At 69.9% G+C, this 16,398-nt stretch carries 18 protein-coding genes; 3 read left to right on the top strand and 15 right to left on the bottom strand.

The window, feature by feature from the left end; all coding sequences use genetic code 11:
• Positions 1-58: 58 nt before the first annotated feature.
• The 3 genes from I4Q42_RS05695 (at position 59) to I4Q42_RS05685 (ending at position 1,352) form a co-directional block, all read left to right on the top strand.
• Complete coding sequence (locus I4Q42_RS05695) at positions 59-658, top strand: biliverdin-producing heme oxygenase (RefSeq protein WP_198575084.1); 600 nt, start codon at positions 59-61, stop codon at positions 656-658.
• Positions 636-1,076: a YbaN family protein gene (locus I4Q42_RS05690; protein WP_198575083.1), complete on the top strand. Its 441-nt coding sequence runs from the start codon at positions 636-638 to the stop codon at positions 1,074-1,076. The genes I4Q42_RS05695 and I4Q42_RS05690 overlap by 23 nt, the downstream gene beginning before the upstream one ends.
• An 81-nt stretch (positions 1,077-1,157) precedes the next feature.
• Positions 1,158-1,352, top strand: coding sequence for a hypothetical protein (locus tag I4Q42_RS05685; protein WP_198575082.1), 195 nt, complete (start codon positions 1,158-1,160; stop codon positions 1,350-1,352).
• 11 nt (positions 1,353-1,363) lie between these two features.
• On the opposite strand, the gene I4Q42_RS05680 is transcribed toward I4Q42_RS05685, so the two are convergent.
• From I4Q42_RS05680 to uppS, 15 genes are all read right to left on the bottom strand, one after another.
• On the bottom strand, positions 1,364-1,936 hold the full coding sequence (locus tag I4Q42_RS05680) for a 2'-5' RNA ligase family protein (RefSeq protein ID WP_198575081.1): 573 nt from the start codon (positions 1,934-1,936) through the stop codon (positions 1,364-1,366).
• 82 nt (positions 1,937-2,018) lie between these two features.
• Positions 2,019-2,723, bottom strand: coding sequence for a glutathione S-transferase N-terminal domain-containing protein (locus tag I4Q42_RS05675; RefSeq protein WP_198575080.1), 705 nt, complete (start codon positions 2,721-2,723; stop codon positions 2,019-2,021).
• A gap of 93 nt (positions 2,724-2,816) precedes the next feature.
• Positions 2,817-3,080 carry an EscU/YscU/HrcU family type III secretion system export apparatus switch protein gene (locus tag I4Q42_RS05670; RefSeq protein ID WP_198575079.1) on the bottom strand — a complete coding sequence of 88 codons (264 nt, stop codon included), beginning with the start codon at positions 3,078-3,080 and terminating at the stop codon, positions 2,817-2,819.
• On the bottom strand, positions 3,077-4,765 hold the full coding sequence (gene fliK, locus I4Q42_RS26480) for a flagellar hook-length control protein FliK (protein WP_198575078.1): 1,689 nt from the start codon (positions 4,763-4,765) through the stop codon (positions 3,077-3,079). Before fliK ends, I4Q42_RS05670 begins: the two co-directional genes overlap by 4 nt.
• A gap of 69 nt (positions 4,766-4,834) precedes the next feature.
• Positions 4,835-6,034 carry a lipid-A-disaccharide synthase gene (lpxB, locus tag I4Q42_RS05660; protein WP_198575077.1) on the bottom strand — a complete coding sequence of 400 codons (1,200 nt, stop codon included), beginning with the start codon at positions 6,032-6,034 and terminating at the stop codon, positions 4,835-4,837.
• On the bottom strand, positions 6,034-6,867 hold the full coding sequence (gene lpxI, locus I4Q42_RS05655) for a UDP-2,3-diacylglucosamine diphosphatase (RefSeq protein WP_198575076.1): 834 nt from the start codon (positions 6,865-6,867) through the stop codon (positions 6,034-6,036). The genes lpxB and lpxI overlap by 1 nt, the downstream gene beginning before the upstream one ends.
• A 3-nt stretch (positions 6,868-6,870) precedes the next feature.
• Positions 6,871-7,665: an acyl-ACP--UDP-N-acetylglucosamine O-acyltransferase gene (gene lpxA / locus I4Q42_RS05650; protein WP_198575075.1), complete on the bottom strand. Its 795-nt coding sequence runs from the start codon at positions 7,663-7,665 to the stop codon at positions 6,871-6,873.
• Positions 7,662-8,138: a 3-hydroxyacyl-ACP dehydratase FabZ gene (gene fabZ, locus I4Q42_RS05645; RefSeq protein ID WP_198575074.1), complete on the bottom strand. Its 477-nt coding sequence runs from the start codon at positions 8,136-8,138 to the stop codon at positions 7,662-7,664. The genes lpxA and fabZ overlap by 4 nt, the downstream gene beginning before the upstream one ends.
• Positions 8,135-9,160, bottom strand: a complete 1,026-nt coding sequence (lpxD, locus tag I4Q42_RS05640) for a UDP-3-O-(3-hydroxymyristoyl)glucosamine N-acyltransferase (protein WP_198575073.1) — start codon at positions 9,158-9,160, stop codon at positions 8,135-8,137. The genes fabZ and lpxD overlap by 4 nt, the downstream gene beginning before the upstream one ends.
• Positions 9,161-9,292: 132 nt before the next feature.
• Complete coding sequence (locus I4Q42_RS05635) at positions 9,293-9,967, bottom strand: OmpH family outer membrane protein (RefSeq protein ID WP_198575072.1); 675 nt, start codon at positions 9,965-9,967, stop codon at positions 9,293-9,295.
• A 22-nt stretch (positions 9,968-9,989) separates the two neighbouring features.
• Entirely contained in the window at positions 9,990-12,347 is a 2,358-nt protein-coding gene (bamA, locus tag I4Q42_RS05630; RefSeq protein ID WP_198575071.1) for an outer membrane protein assembly factor BamA, read from the bottom strand.
• A 17-nt stretch (positions 12,348-12,364) separates the two neighbouring features.
• Complete coding sequence (locus I4Q42_RS05625; protein ID WP_198575070.1) at positions 12,365-13,561, bottom strand: M50 family metallopeptidase; 1,197 nt, start codon at positions 13,559-13,561, stop codon at positions 12,365-12,367.
• 25 nt (positions 13,562-13,586) lie between these two features.
• On the bottom strand, positions 13,587-14,786 hold the full coding sequence (gene dxr, locus I4Q42_RS05620; RefSeq protein ID WP_198575069.1) for a 1-deoxy-D-xylulose-5-phosphate reductoisomerase: 1,200 nt from the start codon (positions 14,784-14,786) through the stop codon (positions 13,587-13,589).
• The gene (locus tag I4Q42_RS05615) at positions 14,774-15,619 is read right to left on the bottom strand and encodes a phosphatidate cytidylyltransferase (RefSeq protein WP_198575180.1); all 846 of its coding nucleotides are present in this window, start codon (positions 15,617-15,619) and stop codon (positions 14,774-14,776) included. The genes dxr and I4Q42_RS05615 overlap by 13 nt, the downstream gene beginning before the upstream one ends.
• Positions 15,579-16,355 (bottom strand): polyprenyl diphosphate synthase, encoded by a 777-nt coding sequence (uppS, locus tag I4Q42_RS05610; RefSeq protein ID WP_198575068.1) that lies wholly within the window; start codon positions 16,353-16,355, stop codon positions 15,579-15,581. The genes I4Q42_RS05615 and uppS overlap by 41 nt, the downstream gene beginning before the upstream one ends.
• Positions 16,356-16,398: the final 43 nt, after the last annotated feature.

Genomic DNA, 16,398 nt, shown 5'->3' with positions numbered 1-16,398 from the left:
CGGACGGATTTGACCGAGAGCAGTTGCGTCTCAATCGCTGGAGGACGACAGTCGCCCCATGACCGAACTCGCTCTCGCCGACGCCGAAACCCGCGCCAAGCGCCTCAAGGCCGGAACGACGGACACCCACGAGCGGCTCGACAAGACCATCATGGCCGGCCGGCCATTCGAGAGCCGCGAGCGCTACGGCCGCTTCCTGGAGGTGCAGCTGCGCTTCCATCGCGACATCGACGCCCTGTATCAGCGCTCCGAACTGGCCGCGCGCCTGCCCGACCTGGAGGGCCGCCGGCGCCTGGCGGCGATCGAGGCGGACCGCGCGGACCTGGGCCTGCCCGCCCTGACCGATCTGCCGCCGCCGGCCTTCGCGGCCGACCAGGCGCCGGACCTGGCCACAGCCCTGGGCTGGCTCTACGTCGCCGAGGGCTCGAACCTGGGCGCGGCGTTCCTGTTCAAGGCGGCCGCCAAGCTCGGTTTGGACGAGACCCTGGGGGCGCGCCACCTGGCCGGCCATCCGGACGGCCGCGCCGCCCACTGGCGCCAGTTCACCGCCGCCCTGGACGCGGCCGATCTCGACACGGCCGGCGAAGCCCGCGCCATCGCCGGCGCCAAAGCCGCCTTTTCCCGGGTGCAGGCCTATGTCGACGCCGCCTTCCGCTGAGCTGCCCAGCGCCGAAATCGACGCCGCCGGCGCACCGGCTGCGTCTCGCGGGGTGCGGATCGGCTACCTCATCGCCGGCTTCGCCTTCACGGCGCTGGGGATCGTCGGCGCGTTCCTGCCGCTGTTGCCGACGACGGTGTTCCTGATCCTGGCCGCCGGATGCTTCGGCAAGTCGTCGCCCAGGCTCGAGGCCTGGCTGCTGAACCATCCGAAATTCGGCCCTTCGGTGCGGGCCTGGCGGGCCAACAAGGCCATTCCTCGCAAGGCCAAGATCGCCGCGTGCCTCGGCATGGCCGGCGGCATGGCGGTGTTCCTGCTGGCGGCGCGGCCCAAGCTGTGGCTGGGCCTGCTGGTGGGGGTGATCATGGCCTCCTGCGCGGCCTTCGTGGTGTCGCGCCCGGAGCCACCGACGGTCTGACCAGAGCTTGGAGCGAGCTTGACGCTAGGAACAGGCGGCGGCTCCCGACGGTTTTCTCCCGACAACCATCCGGAGGAAGCCATGTCCAAAGCCCCGCCCATCCCGCCGGAGCAGCGCGCCTTCAAGGGCCAGAAGCCCGACATCGAAGGCCACGCCAGCCGCGAAGACCTGCAGTCGCCCGATCCCGGCAACGCCGACGTCAACCTGGCCGAACAGGGCCGGCACGGGAACCTGCGCCAGAACACGACCCATTCGGGCAACGTGCAGGACCGGTGAGGTCGGCCCCCCTACGCCTTCAGGGGCCAGCGCCCGAGCACGATGTGCCGGGTCTGGCCCAGCAGGCTGTGGATCAGCACGACTTCGGAGACAGTCCACGACACCGGCGCGACCGGCGTCTCGGGCGCCAGGGAGCGGTCGTAGAGCAGGGTCACGTGCGGGTTGAACTGCTTGGCAACCTGCTTGCCCAGGCCCGCACGGGCCATGGCCAGGCCCAGCGCCTTCTGGAAGCCGTGCAGGTCGGCAAGCCCCTCCCCGCCTTGCAGGACGAAGGGATTGTTGCCGCGGTTGTTGAAGCTGGCGGCCTTGTCGAAGGTCACGCCGAACGCGGCGGCCGTCTGGGCGATCGCCGCGCCGGCTTCCAGGGCCTGGGCGACGATGCCGCGCGGCAGGCCGGAATAGTCGCCGATGTGATGCAGGGTGACGTGCAGGCGATCGGGCGTCAGGGGCGCGCCCGAAAGACCGAGCTGGCCGCGCAGGTCGCGAGCCCGGCCGGCGATGGTCTCGGCCACGGCCGGCTCAGGGAAGATCCCGAAGAACAGGCGGTCGGACGGCGGGCCATCGAGTTCGGGAAACAGCGACATCAGGGAATCGGCGGCCGTTGAAGGACAGCTCGCCTTATGGCGCCGGAGCGGACGGCTGTCGCCGCCCGCCCCTCGACACCGACTAGGGACGCGCCGGGCTGTTGAGGCCGCGCTGTACGGCCGGACGGGCCAGGCCCCGCTCCAGCCAGGCCGGGACGTTCTTCAGGCTCTTGTAGTCGACGAGATCGGCTGCCTCGTAGAAGCCGACGAGGTTGCGCACCCAGCCCAGGGTGGCGATGTCGGCTATGGTGTAGTCGTCGCCCATGATCCAGTCGCGGCCTTCCAGGCGGGTCTCCAGCACGCCCAGCAGGCGCTGGCTTTCGGCGCGGTAGCGCTCCAGCGGGCGCTTGTCCTCGTATTCGCGGCCGGCGAACTTGTGGAAGAAGCCTAGCTGGCCGAACATCGGACCGACGGCGGCCATCTGGAAGAACACCCACTGCAAGGTCTCGTAGCGGGCGGCCGGATCGGTCGGCAGCAGCTTGCCGGTCTTCTCGGCCAGATAGACCAGGATCGCGCCGCTCTCGAACAGGCCGAACGGCTTTCCGCCCGGGCCGTCGGGATCGATGATCGCCGGGATCTTGCCATTGGGGTTGAGGCTGAGGAATTCCGGAGTCCAGGTCTCGTTCTTGCCGATGTCGATCAGGTGCGGCTCGTACGGCAGGCCCAGCTCTTCCAGGAGGATCGACACCTTCACGCCGTTGGGCGTGGGCAGCGAATAGAGCTGGATGCGGTCGGGATGGGCGGCGGGCCAGCGGCTGGCGATCGGAAAGGCCGAGAGGTCGGACATGGGAGCTCCTGGAAAGGGTCCCGGTCGATATAGGCGCCGCCGGGGCGATCCCCAGACCCCGGCTGTAACTTTCTTGGTTTCAGTTTCCCAGCGTCAGTCGCGGGCGGCCGAGCGCAGGATGAAGCCCAGGATCTCGGCGACGGCGACGTAGAGCGCCTCGGGGATCTCCTCCTCCATCGGTATGGTCGAGAGGGCCTGGGCCAGGGCCGGGTTCTCCTCCAGCGGCACGCCGTGCTCGCGGGCGGTCTCGACGATCTTGTCGCCCACCCAGCCGCGGCCGCTGGCGACCACGCGCGGGGCGTCGGGCGCGTCGTAGCGCAGGGCGACGGCGATGCGGGGACCAGAAACGCGGGTCATGTGGCGCGGTCCACGAAGCGGCCGGGGGCCGGCGGGGCGGCGGCAGGGGCGGGATTGGCGTGGAAGGCCACTTCGGGCTCGAGCGCCGCCTCGCGCAGGGCCGCGTTCAGTATCTCCTTGCCGCCGCGCAGACGGGCCATGGAGTCGGGGCGCTCGGCCCACAGCGACACGCGGGCCCGCTCGCCGGTCAGGGCCAGCTGGGCGTCGATGCGGCCCATGGGCTCGACGTCGAGCGAGAAGCGCACCTTCCAGGTGCGGGCTTCAGCCGAGCCGCCGGCGGCGCCCCCGCCTCCGGCGTCGCGGCTGATCTCGAACTGGGCCACGGCTGAGCCCTGGGGCGTGGCGAAAGGCACATCGAACACCCAGCGCGGGCCGGTCTTGTCCTCGACGGGACGACCCTCGGCGGAAAGCGTGGCGAGACGCGCGGCGTCGGCGCGGTCGGGCAAAGAGGCGGCCTGCAGCAGTTCCTGCCGCGCCAGGGCCGCGTCGACGCCCTTGGAAAGCTGCTGCGCGACCACGGCCGGCGCGGCGTTCTGGGCCAGGGTCGAGGCCGTGGCGGCTTGAGCCACGACGGGGCCGCCGGCGAACGGCGGCGGCGGGCCCTTGCCCTGCGGCTGAGCCGTCGGGGCCGGCGTCAGGAACTGGCGCGGGGCGGTCGGGGCGTCGAAGCCGCCTGCCGCCTCCTGGGCCATGACGAACAGGGCGGCGGCGGGTTGGACCGGCTGCTGCGGGGTCGGACGCGGCGCGACGGCGGCCAGGAACCGGGCCAACGGCGAGCTGTCGGCGTCTTCGGGGAGCGCCGGAGCCAGCGGGGCGGCGGGCGGCGCGTCAGCCTCTACGGCTTCGGCGGGCTGCGGGGATGGCGACGACGGGACGGTCGAGGTCGCAACGGTCGCCGGCGCGCCGTCTTCCGGCGGAATGGGCGCTGCCAACGTCGCGGAGGCCTGGGCCGGCGCGGTAGAGGCCTGGGGCGTCGTCGGCGGCGGCAAGGCGGGCGCGGCGCTCGACGCCTGGGATGGTAATGGGGATGGCGCGGACGGCGCGCTGGACGGCCCAGCCGGTCCTGTCTGGGCGCTCCAGCTGGCGACGGCGGCGCGCAACACCAGCATGGCGGCCTTGAGGTCCTTGGCGGCCAGGGGCGCGGCGCCGGGCGCGGGTTCCTCGGCCAGGCGCTGCTCCATGAACAGACCCGAGCGGCCGAAGGCCTGGCGGATCTCGCCGGCCGTCACCGCGCCGTCGATCGGCGAGCGCAGGGCCAGCATGTTGGCGGCGGCCTGGCGCACCACGGACGGCGCGTCGGGCAGCTGGGAGACGCGTTCGAGGTCGGCCAGCAGCGGGGCCATGCCGCCCTGGGCCGGGGCGGCTCGGCCGACGAGGTCGGACACCGCCTTGGCCTGGACGGAGGGGCTGGAAAGCAGGATTTCGCGCGCCTGGCCCGTGGCCCCGCCCCTCAGCAGGCTGTCGACGGTGTCGGGGGTCTCGGCCGCCGGCTGGGCGCTCGCCTCGCCGGCCATGCGACCCAGGGCGTCGGTGGTTTCGGCGATCACCTGCTGGGCCAGCAAGGCCGCCGACGGCAGGCCCGGCTGCCCGGTCTGGCCGCCTTGCAGACCGGCGGGCGCGACCGTCACCGTCGGCTGCACCGCGGCGAGGGTCGGGACGACGGTTCCGAGCGATTGGACCGACACGGCGGGCTCCACGGTCGCGCAGAGCGCGAAAGGTGGACGCCAGATTAATCCACAGGCGTAAAGGGCTTGTTAAGCCCGCTGGACCACCCGGCGCGTCGCCAGGAACTCCAGCAACGCCTGGGCGGCGGCCTCGGCCGGATCGGGCAGGCCCCGACCCAGGCGGTCGAGGGCGGCGTACTGCTCGGCGACCTGGCGCTGGCGCAGGGCCGGGTCGTCGAGACGCTTGGCCAGTTCGGCGGCCAGGCGCTCGCCGGTGCAGTCGTGCTGCAGCAGTTCGGGGGCCACCTCGCGGTCGGCGGCGATATTGAACAGGGTCACCCAGCGCGGCGTCATCAACCGCTTGAGGATGGCGTAGGACAACGCGCCGATCTTGTAGCCGACGACCATGGGCGCGCCGGCCAGGGCCAGCTCGATGGTCACCGTGCCCGAACAGGCCAGGGCCACAGTGGCGGCCTTCATGGCGTCGTCCTTGGCCTGGTCGTCCTCGATGACGTGAGCGCGGAACGGCCAGCCGGCGACGCGGGCCTTGACGGCGGCGGCGACGGTCGAGGCGGCCGGGACGACGACGTGCAAGCCGGGGCGCTCGGCTTTCAGCAGGCGCACGGCGTCCTCGAAGGCCGGCAGCACCCGCTCGATCTCGGACGGCCGACTGCCGGGCAGGACGGCCAGGATCGGCTCGTCAGGTCCCGCGCCGATGGCGGCGCGCGCCCGGGCGGCGTCGGCGCGGCTGAAATCGCGGGCCAGGGCCGGATTGCCGACGAAGACGTTGGGCAGGCCGGCGGCGTCGAAGAACGGCTTGTCCATCGGCTGGGTGGCCAGCAGCAGGTCGACGGCCTTGGCCAGGATCGCGGCCCGCCCCGGGCGCGTGGCCCAGACCTGCGGGGCGACGTACTTGACCAGCGCCATGGCCGGATCCAGCGCCCGCAGGCGCTTGGCCAGGCGGATGTTGAAGCCCCAGGAGTCGATCAGCACCGCCACGTCCGGCTTTTCGCGAGCCGCCAGGGCCTCGACGTCCTTGAGGCGGCGCAGGACGCGCGGATAGGCCTTTAGGCCCTCCGACAGGCCCAGGATCGACAGCTGGGCGATGTCGAAGGGGCTCTGGATGCCCTCGGCCGCCATGTGGGCGCCGCCGATGCCGACGAAGCGCACCTGGTCGCCTAGGCGTGCGCGCAGGACCCGCGCCAAGCCCGCGCCGAGATTGTCGCCCGAGGCCTCGGCGGCCACCAGCATGACCGTCAGAGGCTGCTCGCCGGGCGTCTGGGGGGCCATCAGCGCGGCTCGACGCCGTAGACGAAGAGGCCCAGGTCGTCGGCGCAGGCGATGACCTGGTCGCGGTCGACGATCAGCAGGCGGCCGGTCTCGCCGACCACGCCGGCCAGGCCGGCGCGCGCGGCGCGCTGGATGGTGGCGACGCCGATGGTGGGCAGGTCGACCTTGGTCTCCTGGATCGGCTTGGGGGCCTTGGCCAGGACGCCCTTGGGGGCCTCGGGACGGCCGCGGATCGCCTGCGGCAGGTCGGCCACGCGGCGGAGCATGGCGTCGGTGCCCTCCTGGGCCTCCACGGCCAGGACCAGGCCATCGCAGACCACGGCCCCCTGCCCCACGTCGAGCGCGCCGATGGCGCGGGCGACGGTCAGGGCGCGGTCGATATCGAGGCCATGGGCTTCGAGCGGCGCATGACGGCCCAGCGGACCGATCGGCAGGGTCATCTCGCCGCGTACCTCGTGGGCGCCCTCGACGACGAAGCCTTCCTTCTCGAACTCGGTCAGCACGCGGCGCAGCAACGCGTCGTCGCCCTCGCGCGCGGCCTTGATCAGGCCCGGCAGCACCTTCACGCCCCGGAAATCCGGGATCAGGGCCGAGAAGTCGGGACGATCGACGGTGCCCGCGAAGCAGACGGCCTCGCAGCCCTCGTCCTTCAGCGCCTTGAAGGCCTTGCCGAACTCGGCCAGGCCGACCTCGATGCCCGCGTACTGCTCCAGGCTGGTGTCGGCGAAGCCCTTCAGGCGCATGACCGCGAACGGACGGTCGGCCCGCTCGCAGTGGGCGGCCAGTTCGATCGGCAGGGCCCCGCCGCCGGCGATCAGTCCGAGCTTGCGCAAGGCCTAGACCTCGCGCTCGGGCAGGCAGAGCGGCCGGTTGCCGTCGGCGCGGATGAAGGCGATGATTTCCATCACCTCGGGAATGGCGGCGTAGGTCTCGGCCGCGTCGTCCAGGCGCTCCTGGAAGGTGCCTTCGTCGGCGAACATCATGCGGTAGGCCGAGCGCAGGGCGTTGATCGCCTCGCGCGAGAAGCCCCGGCGCTTGAGACCGACCAGGTTCAGCCCCTCGAGGTGGGCGTGGTTGCCCCACACCGAACCGTAGGGGATGACGTCCTTGGTCACGGCGGCCAGACCGCCGATGAAGCTGTAGCGGCCGACGCGCGAGAACTGGTGGATGGCCGCCAAGCCGCCGACGAACACGAAGTTGCCGACGTCGACATGGCCGCCCAGGGTCGCGCCCTTGGCCAGCACGACGTTGTCACCGACCGTGCAGTCGTGGGCCACGTGGGCCTCGGCCATGAAGAAGCCGTCGGCGCCGACCGTGGTCACGCCACGGCCCGAGGCCGTGCCGGTGTTCATCGTCACCTGCTCGCGGATGACGTTGCGCGGACCGATGAGCAGCTGGGTGCGCTCGCCCTTGTAGCCCAGGTGCTGAGGCGGACCGCCCAGGGCCGAGAAGGCGTGGACGACGGTGTCCTCGCCGATGGTGGTGACGCCATCGACCACCACGTGCGACAGCAGGCGCACCCGCGCGCCCAGGGTCACGTCGGGGCCGACGATGCAGAACGGCCCGATTTCGACGTCGTCAGCCAGCTTGGCAGCGGCGTCGACGATGGCGGACGGATGGATCTTGGTCATTTCGTCGGGGTCTCCACGACCATGGCGGCGAACTCGACCTCGGCGGCGACCTTGTCGCCGATCTTGGCCACGCCCTTGAACTTGAAGATGGTCGAGCGCGCACGCACCACCTCGACCTCCATGCGCAGGACGTCGCCCGGGCGCACGGGGTTGCGGAAGCGGGCGTTGTCGACCGACATGAAGAAGATCGTCTTGCCTTCGGTGTCGACTTCCAGCGACTTGCTCATCAGCACCGCGCCCGTCTGGGCCAGGGCTTCGATGATCAGCACGCCGGGCATCACCGGATTGCCCGGGAAGTGGCCCTGGAAGAAGGGCTCGTTGACGGTCACGCACTTGATGCCGACGATCGACTGGTGCGGGACATAGGCCTCCGCGCGATCCACCAGCAGGAACGGATAGCGGTGCGGGATCCGGGCGAGGATCTCGGCGATGTCGATGTCGGTCTGCGGGGCAGCGGTTTCGGTCTGGCTCATGCCTCGTCTTTCATCCCCCGACTGCGCGCGCTGCGCGACAGCCATGCCGTTTCCCGCAGCCATCGCTTGATGGGGCGCGCGGGAAACCCTGTCCATGTCTCGCCGGCCGGCACGTCCTTGAACACCGAGGCCGAGGCCCCGATGCTGGCGCCGGCGCCGATCGTCAAGTGGTCGGCGACCCCGGCCTTGCCGCCGAAGGCGACGCCGTCTCCGACGACCGTCGTGCCCGACAGGCCGGTATAGGCCGCCAGCACGCAGTTGCGGCCCAGCTGCACATTGTGCGCCACGTGGACCAGATTATCGATCTTGGTGTTCTCGCCCACCGTTGTGTCGTCGAAGGCGCCGCGGTCGATGCAGCTGTTGGCGCCCAAGGTGACGCCGTCCTGCAGGACCACGCGGCCCAGCTGCGGCAGGTCGACGACGCCCGTGGCGCCGCCGGCCGCGCCGAAACCGGCCTCGCCGACCACCGAACCGGCGTGCAGGCTGACCCGATCGCCGATCAGGGCGAAGCCGACCACGGCGTTGGCGCCGATCAGGCAGTCACGGCCGATGGCGACGCCCGGACCGATGACGGCGCCGGGGCCGATCACGGTGTTGCGGCCGATACGGACGTCCTGGCCGATCACCGCGCCGGGCGACAGGCGCACGCCCGCCTCCAGCACGGCGGAGGGGTGGATGGCGGCCGAGCCGGGCTCATGGCGGCGGGGGCTGTGCAACCGCGCGGCGGCGGCGGCCCAGGCGGCCTGCGGATGAGGGGTCAGCAGCACGGCGCAGCCTTGCGGCGCGAACTCGCGGTGCTGGGGCTTCATGAAGATCGCGCCCGCCTTGCAGGCCGAAAGGCCCTTGGCGCGGCGGGGATCCGACAGGAAGGAAATGGAGTCGGGACCGGCGGCGTCCAGCGGCGCGACGGTGGCGATCAGGAGATCGGCCAGGGCCTGGTCGGTCAGCTCCGCGCCGCCGGCCAGGGCCAGATCGGACACGGAAACCGGACCCAGGGTCTCGAAAAAGCGGGGGTCCGGCATGGAAACCTCTCGACGACGGCCGTCCCGGGAATCGCCCGATACGGACGAAGTGTAGGCGGCTGAAAGCCGCCCCGAGTCAATGCCGTAACGGAAGGCGCCCGCCCGGCGCGAAGCCGGACGGGCGCGCTCCGACTATTGGTTCCGCTGCAGTTCGGCGGCCAGTTGGGCGGCCTGCTGCGGGGTCAGCTTGGTGCGTTCCAGGGCCTGGAAGCTCGCGGCCTTGCCACGGGCGTCCAGCAGGCTGACGATCTGCGGGGTGATATCCATGGCCGGGTTGAAGATGGCCACGGCGTTGCGCTCGACCAGCAGGCCGCAGGTCTTTTGCTGATAGGCGGCGATCACGGCCGGCTGCAGCTCGCCTTGATAGGTTTGCTGGGCGTTGTTGGCGGTGGCGACCAGTTCCATCTGGATCTGGGCGGCGTCGCGCTGCAGGGCGCTCTGCTCGAGTTCCAGGTCGGCCTTCTGCTTTTCGCGAGCCGTGATGTCGCCGGCCGGGGTCTTGGCGGCGGCGTTGAAGGCGTCGATCTTGGTCTGCAGGGCCTTTTCACGGGCGGCCAGCGGCGCTTCGGCCGTGGTCTGCAGGGCCTTCAGGCGGCCGTCGAGGGCCTTGCCGGTGACCGACGTGCCGCGCACGGCGCCGGCCGAGAACACGCACAGGCTGGCGATCGGCGCGCCGTGGGTGATCGGCGGAGCGGCCGGGGCGGCCGGAGCCTTGGCGAGCGGAGCGGCGGCTTGCGCGAAAGCGCCCGAGGCCACGGCGAACGCGGCGAGGCCCGAAGCGGCCGCGACGAAGAACTTGGAGGACATGCTGTCTGAAGCCTTGTGGAGATTAGAAACGGGTGGAGGTGGAGAACCGGAAGGTTTCCGTCCGGTCGTAGTCTTCCTTTTTCAGGATCTGGCTGATGTCGAACCGGATGGGACCCATCGGCGACTTCCAGTCGATGCTGACGCCAGCCGAGGCGCGCAGGCCCAGGTTGTCGCGGATGTTGGTGTTGAACACGCCCTTGGTGTTCTGGCGATCCACGTCGTCCAGCTGACCGGCCGTACCGAAGTCGGAGAACAGGGCGGCCTTGATGCCGTACTGCTCGGGCAGGAAGGTCGGGATGGTCAGCTCCAGCGAGCCGATGGCGTACATCTTGGCGCCCAGGGCGCTGCTGTCGGTCGAGGTGTCGCGCGGGCCGATACCGGCGGTCTCGAAGCCGCGGAAGGTCGAACCGCCCTTGTAGAAGCGGTCGTTGATGCGGACGCTGTCGCCGCCCCAACCTTCGATGTAGCCGGCCGAACCGGTGGCGCTCAGGACGAAGTCCTTGTTGAAGCCCCAGTACCAGCCGCCGTCGGCCTCGGTCTTGAGGTAGTTCACGTCGCCGCCGAAGCCCGCCAGGTCCTGGTTCAGGTCGGCGAAGAAGCCGCGGGTCGGACGCAGCGGATCGTTCCGCTTGTCGAGGCGCACGCCGTAGCCGATCAGCGAGGTCAGGTAGGAACCGCGTTGCAGGCAGATGACGTTGGTGCTGCTGTCGCCGCAGTAGCTGTCGGACACGTCGACCTCGTCCTGGCGCAGGGTGTAGCGCAGGCTCATCGAGGTGTTCTGGGTCAGGCCGAAGCCCATGGTGAAGCCGCCGCCCAGCGACTTGGTGTCGTAGGCCGCGTATTCGCTGAGGTCATAGCGATACGAATAGAGGTTCACGCCGGCGGCCAGGTTGCGGCCCAGGAAGCGCGGCTCGGTGAAGGCGAAGTCGATCTGCTGACGCAGCGAGCCGACCGAGACGCGGGCGCGCAGGTTCTGGCCGCGACCGCGGAAGTTCCGCTCGGTGACGCCGACGTCCAGCACCAGCTGGTCGACCGAGCTGTAGCCGGCGCTGAACGACAGTTCACCCGTCGGCTGCTCCTCGACCTTGACCCGCAGGGCCGTACGGTCCGGGGCGCTGCTGGGCAGCTCCTCGATGTTCACGTCCTTGAAGAAGCCAAGGCGGCGCATGTTGTTGCGCGAGCGGTCGACCAGGACGCGGTTGTAGGCGTCGCCCTCGGCGACTTCCATCTCGCGGCGCAGGACGTAGTCGAGCGTGCGGGTGTTGCCGACGATGTCGATGCGATCGACATAGACGCGCGGGCCTTCACGGACCGAGAACACCACGTCGACCGTCTGGGTCTCGCGGTTGGGCACGTAGCGCGGACGCACGTCCACGAAGGCGAAGCCGGCCGCGCCCGCCGCGAAGGTCAGGGCGTCGGTGGCCTGCTCGATACGCTCGTCTTCATAGATCTGGCCGGTCTTGATCGGCAGGATCTGGGCCAGCAGGTTGCCGTCGAGCTTCTTCAGCTCGGTTTCGACGGTGACCTTGCCGAACTTGTACTTGGGGCCTTCATCGATCGTGTAGGTGACCGCGAAGCCGTTCTTGTCGGTGGCCAGCTCGGCCGTGGTGGCCACGACGCGGAAGTCGAAGAAGCCGCGGTTGCGGTAGTGCTTGCGCAGCTGCTCGCGGTCGTACTCGATCCGGTCGGGGTCGTAGTTGTCGTTGCTGGTCAGGAACTTGTACCAGTGCGACTCCTTGGTGACGATGACGTCGCCCAGCTCGGCGTCCGAGAATTCCTTGTTGCCCAGGAAGTTGACGCCGAGGACGCCGCTCTTGGGGCCTTCGTTGATCTCGAACACCAGGTCGACGCGCTTCTGCGGCAGTTCCACGACCTTGGGGGTCACGGTCGCCGAGATGCGGCCCGAACGGCGGTAGAGTTCGATGATGCGCTGGACGTCGGCCTGCACCTTGGCGCGGGTGAAGATGCCGCGCGGACGGATCTGGACCTCGTCCTTCAGCTTGTCTTCCTTGAGCGCCGAATTCCCCTCGAACACCACTTGGTTGATGATCGGGTTCTCGACGACCTTGACCACCAAGTCGCCACCGACAAGCTCGATCGAGACGTCGGCGAACAGGTCGGTGCGCGCCAGGGTCTTCAGCGCCAGGTCGAGGCGCGCCGGGTCCACGGTCTCGCCGGCCTGGATCGGCAGATAAGACAGCACCGTGCCCGCTTCGATCCGCTCGTTGCCCTGCACGACGATGCGCTGCACCACGCCCGAGGTCTGGGCCTGGGCGAACGCCGCAGCGGGCGCGAGCATTGCGGTGGAGCCGAAGAGGAGCGCAACGCCAGTGGCGAACGCGGCGCTGTGGGCGCGAATTTTGCTCATGGGACCAATCATGGACGGGCGGCCGGGGTTCACGTGAACAGGCCGCCGATGAATTTGAACACGTCGTAGCGGTTGAGGTCGTTCCAGGCCGCGAACAGCATGAAACCAAGGATCAAGGCAAGCCCCGCGCGGAAGCCGGCGGCCTGGAAGTCCGCGCGCAACGGACGCCGGAAAACGGCCTCGTAGGCGTAGAGCAGCAGGTGGCCGCCATCGAGCACGGGAATCGGCAACAGGTTCATGAAGCCGATGCTCACCGACAGGCTGGCGATCAGCAGCATCTGGCTGGCGACGGCGCGCACGACCAGGGTCTTCACATTGGGCGCGTTCTCGACGCTGGCCTTGGTGACCGCGCCGGCCGTGTGGCCGATGCCGATGATGCCGCTAATCTGGTCGGCGGGCATCTGGCCCGTCACCAGGCGACCCAGATAGAAGCCGATGGTCTTGAGCATGTCCCAGACCTGCATCGTGGCCTTGGGCACGGCCATCCACGGCGAGGACTTCTCCAGATAGGCGCGGCCGCTGAGCGCCACGCCCAGGCGACCGACCTTCATGCGACCGGCGATCTCGTCCTTCTGCTCGACGAGGGTCGGCACCGCGGTCAGCTCGACGCTCTGCTGGGCGCGTTGAACGGTGAAGGCGATGGGCAGCTTGGCGCGCAGGCCGACATAGGACTGGACGTCGCGATAGCTCTCGACCTTGCGGCCGTCCATCCTGACGATCACGTCGGCGGGCTTGAACCCGGCGGCAGCAGCGGCGCTGCCGGCCTCGACGCGATCGACGATGACCTGGCTCTTGAGGTCGCCGATGACGACCAGCATCACGGCGAACACCAGGATCGCCAGCACGAAATTGGCCATGGGACCGGCCGCGGCGATGATCGCCCGCTGCCAGACCGGCTTGAAATGGAAGTACTTCTTGACCGCCTCGGCGCCCTCGCGCTGGGCGATCTCGCGCTTCATGGCCTCAAGGTCGTTCTGGTCGGGCACGCTGGCGGCGTTCTCGTCGCCGGCGAAGCGCACATAGCCGCCCAGCGGGATCGAGGCGATCCGCCACTCGACGCCGCTCTTGTCGCGCCAGGAGAACAGGGCCGGTCCGAAACCGATCGAAAAACGGTCGATCGCGACGCCGCAGGCCCGCGCCGCCCAGAAGTGTCCGAGCTCGTGCACCGTCACCACGACGGACAGCACGAAAACCATCGACACGAGCATGATCAGGATTCCGATCATAGGGCGGGAACCATCTCCTCTGAAATCAGTTCGGACGACGCTTTTGAGCGACAACCTCGGCCGCAATACGGCGAGCGGAGCCGTCGATCATCATGGCTGTGTCAAGAACGTCACCGGCCGTTACGCCGAGGTCCCCTACCCCATTCATGCGTTCGAGCGTCCCCTCAACCGAGGCGGCAATATCGAGAAAGCCGATCTGCCGGTCAAGGAAAGCCGCGACCGCCACCTCGTTGGCGGCGTTCATCGCCGTCGGCGCGCCGCCGGCCAGCCGCAGGGCCTCGCGGGCGACACCCAGCAAGGGGAATCGGGCGAGGTCCGGATCCTCGAAAGTCAGCTGTCCATAGGCGCCCAGGTCCAGGGGCTTGGCCGGCCAGGCCAGGCGCTCGGGCCAGGAATAGGCGTAGGAGATCGGGCTGCGCATGTCCGGCGGCCCCAGCTGCGCCAGGGTCGAGCCGTCGGTGTATTCCACCAGGCTGTGAATGACGGACTGCGGGTGGATCACGACGCCGATGCGCTCTTCCGGAGTGTCGAAGAGATAGGAGGCTTCGATCATCTCCAGCCCCTTGTTCATCATGGAGGCGGAATCGACCGAAATCTTGGCGCCCATCGACCAGTTGGGATGGGCGATGGCCTGCTCGGGCGTGGCGGCGGCCATCTGCTCGCGCGTCCAGGTGCGGAACGGGCCGCCCGAGGCGGTCAGGATCAGGCGGGCGACGCGGTCCAGGCAGGCCGGCTGCAACACCTGGAAGATTGCCGAGTGCTCGGAATCGACCGGAATCACCGTGCCGCCGGCCTCGCGGGCGATGCGCAGCAGCTCGGGACCCGCGCAGACAAGGCTTTCCTTGTTGGCGAGGGCCACGACCGCGCCGGTGCGCGCAGCCGCCAGAGTGGGCGCCAGGCCGGCCGCGCCGACGATGGCCGACATCACCCAGTCCGCGCCCATGGCCGCGGCGTCGATGACGGCCTGCGGACCAGCCGCGGCCTTGACGCCGGACCCGGCCAGGCGCTCGCGCAGTTCGCCCAGCAGCGACTCGTCCTCGATCACCGCCAGCTTTGGCCGCCAGTGCAGGGCCTGCTGCGCCAGGCGCTCGACGTTACGGCCGGCCGCCAGGGCCAGGATTTCGACGGGGACCTTGGACTGTTCGAAGAGGTCGAGGGTGGAAACGCCGATCGAACCGGTGGACCCCAGCACCACCACCTTGCGGGACATGGTCAATGGGCCCATCCCCAGTGGTCGATCAGGCGCACGGCGGCCACGACGATGGCGGCGAACATCAGGCCATCGACGCGATCCAGCAGGCCGCCGTGACCCGGGATCAGGTCGCCGCTGTCCTTCACGCCGAAGCGGCGCTTGAGCATCGATTCCCAGAGATCGCCGGCCATGGTGGCCAGGCCGCCCAGCAGGCCGATCAGCGCTGCCGCCGGCCAGATCAGGCGCAGGTCGGCCAGTTCCGACACCGCCACCGCGCCCAGCGTGGCCGCCACGAGGCCGCCGACGAAGCCCGACCAGGTCTTGTTGGGCGAGATCCGGGGCCACAGCTTGGGGCCCTTCAACAGGCTGCCGAACACATAGGCGAAGATGTCGGCGAACCAGGTGACCACGAACAGCAACAGGGTCCACCACAGGCCGTCCGGCAGGCCGCGCACCCAGACCAGGGCGATGACGGCGGGCGCGATATAGACGACGCCGTAAGCCGCGTCGGCCCGGCGTTCCACCGCGCCGCGCGCGATCAGCCCGGCCAGGAAGGCGCCGACCAGGACCACGGCCCAGGCGATGATGAAGTGATTGAGGAAGGCGGCGATCACCGCCACGGCGCAGAACACGCCGACCACGGCGCCGACCGCGTTGGGCGCCTTGGGCGCGCTGATCTTGCCCCACTCGCGCGCCAGAAGGCCGACGCAGACCAGGGCGAGCGCAAGGATCCAGTAGCCGCCCAGCCAGACGGCGGCCACGACCGTGGGAACGAGCACGGTGGCCGAAGCCACGCGCGTCCAAAGATTCCCCCAGTTGAAGCGTTTAGCCGGCGACGGCGACGTCATCGGCCGCAATGCCTCCATAGCGCCGGTCACGGCTACGATATTCCGCGACGGCGGCCGCCAGGTGCTCGGGGCCGTAGTCGGGCCACAGCACGTCTTGGAAGACGAGTTCGGCGTAGGCGCATTCCCAGAGCAGGAAGTTCGAGATGCGATGCTCGCCGCTGGTGCGCACGATCAGGTCGGGGGCCGGAGCGGCCGAGGTCGACAGCAGGCTGCCGAACATCTGCTCGTCCAGGTCGGCCGCCTTGGCCTCGCCACGCTCGACTCGCTCGGCGAAGCGGCGCGCGGCGTCGGCGATGTCTGCCTGGCCGCCGTAGTTGAAGGCCACCTGCAGCAGGAAGCTGTCATTGTTGGCGGTACGCCGTTCGGCCCGCTCGATCACCTCGAGCACGTCGGGCGAAAGCCCCGTCCGCCGGCCGACGATCCGCACACGGACGCCTTCGCGGCTCAGCCGCTCGAGGTCCGATTCGACATAGGACTTGAGCAGGCCCATCAGCTCGGAGACCTCCTGGGCCGGACGACGCCAGTTCTCGGTCGAGAAGCCGAACACCGTCAGCACGCCGACGCCGGCCGAAGGCGCGCCCTCGACCGTGCGCTTCAGCGCGTTGACGCCGGCCCGGTGGCCCAGCGCGCGCGGCATGCCGCGGCGCTTGGCCCACCGGCCGTTGCCGTCCATGATGATGGCTGCATGCAGACCCGCGCCGGCCTCGCCCCCGGGGCGCGCGGTCTTGGTCTGCAGGCCGGTCGTCGGCGACATGCGCTCTAAGCCTTCCCTTTTCGTCCCCCAGGCGTCCACCAGA

This window comes from Caulobacter hibisci (genome assembly GCF_016135805.1).
Taxonomy (GTDB): Bacteria; Pseudomonadota; Alphaproteobacteria; order Caulobacterales; family Caulobacteraceae; genus Caulobacter; species Caulobacter hibisci.
This window is presented reverse-complemented; position numbering and strand designations above follow the sequence as displayed.

What these genes read in the sequence shown, in the direction of transcription:
- I4Q42_RS05695 (WP_198575084.1), top strand. Translation starts at nt 59, where the DNA reads ATGACCGAACTCGCTCTCGCCGACGCCGAAACCCGCGCCAAGCGCCTC.
- I4Q42_RS05690 (WP_198575083.1), top strand. Translation starts at nt 636, where the DNA reads ATGTCGACGCCGCCTTCCGCTGAGCTGCCCAGCGCCGAAATCGACGCC.
- I4Q42_RS05685 (WP_198575082.1), top strand. Translation starts at nt 1,158, where the DNA reads ATGTCCAAAGCCCCGCCCATCCCGCCGGAGCAGCGCGCCTTCAAGGGC.
- I4Q42_RS05680 (WP_198575081.1), bottom strand. Translation starts at nt 1,936, where the DNA reads ATGTCGCTGTTTCCCGAACTCGATGGCCCGCCGTCCGACCGCCTGTTC.
- I4Q42_RS05675 (WP_198575080.1), bottom strand. Translation starts at nt 2,723, where the DNA reads ATGTCCGACCTCTCGGCCTTTCCGATCGCCAGCCGCTGGCCCGCCGCC.
- I4Q42_RS05670 (WP_198575079.1), bottom strand. Translation starts at nt 3,080, where the DNA reads ATGACCCGCGTTTCTGGTCCCCGCATCGCCGTCGCCCTGCGCTACGAC.
- lpxB (WP_198575077.1), bottom strand. Translation starts at nt 6,034, where the DNA reads ATGGCCCCCCAGACGCCCGGCGAGCAGCCTCTGACGGTCATGCTGGTG.
- lpxA (WP_198575075.1), bottom strand. Translation starts at nt 7,665, where the DNA reads ATGACCAAGATCCATCCGTCCGCCATCGTCGACGCCGCTGCCAAGCTG.
- fabZ (WP_198575074.1), bottom strand. Translation starts at nt 8,138, where the DNA reads ATGAGCCAGACCGAAACCGCTGCCCCGCAGACCGACATCGACATCGCC.
- lpxD (WP_198575073.1), bottom strand. Translation starts at nt 9,160, where the DNA reads ATGCCGGACCCCCGCTTTTTCGAGACCCTGGGTCCGGTTTCCGTGTCC.
- I4Q42_RS05635 (WP_198575072.1), bottom strand. Translation starts at nt 9,967, where the DNA reads ATGTCCTCCAAGTTCTTCGTCGCGGCCGCTTCGGGCCTCGCCGCGTTC.
- bamA (WP_198575071.1), bottom strand. Translation starts at nt 12,347, where the DNA reads ATGATTGGTCCCATGAGCAAAATTCGCGCCCACAGCGCCGCGTTCGCC.
- I4Q42_RS05625 (WP_198575070.1), bottom strand. Translation starts at nt 13,561, where the DNA reads ATGATCGGAATCCTGATCATGCTCGTGTCGATGGTTTTCGTGCTGTCC.
- dxr (WP_198575069.1), bottom strand. Translation starts at nt 14,786, where the DNA reads ATGGGCCCATTGACCATGTCCCGCAAGGTGGTGGTGCTGGGGTCCACC.
- I4Q42_RS05615 (WP_198575180.1), bottom strand. Translation starts at nt 15,619, where the DNA reads ATGGAGGCATTGCGGCCGATGACGTCGCCGTCGCCGGCTAAACGCTTC.
- uppS (WP_198575068.1), bottom strand. Translation starts at nt 16,355, where the DNA reads ATGTCGCCGACGACCGGCCTGCAGACCAAGACCGCGCGCCCCGGGGGC.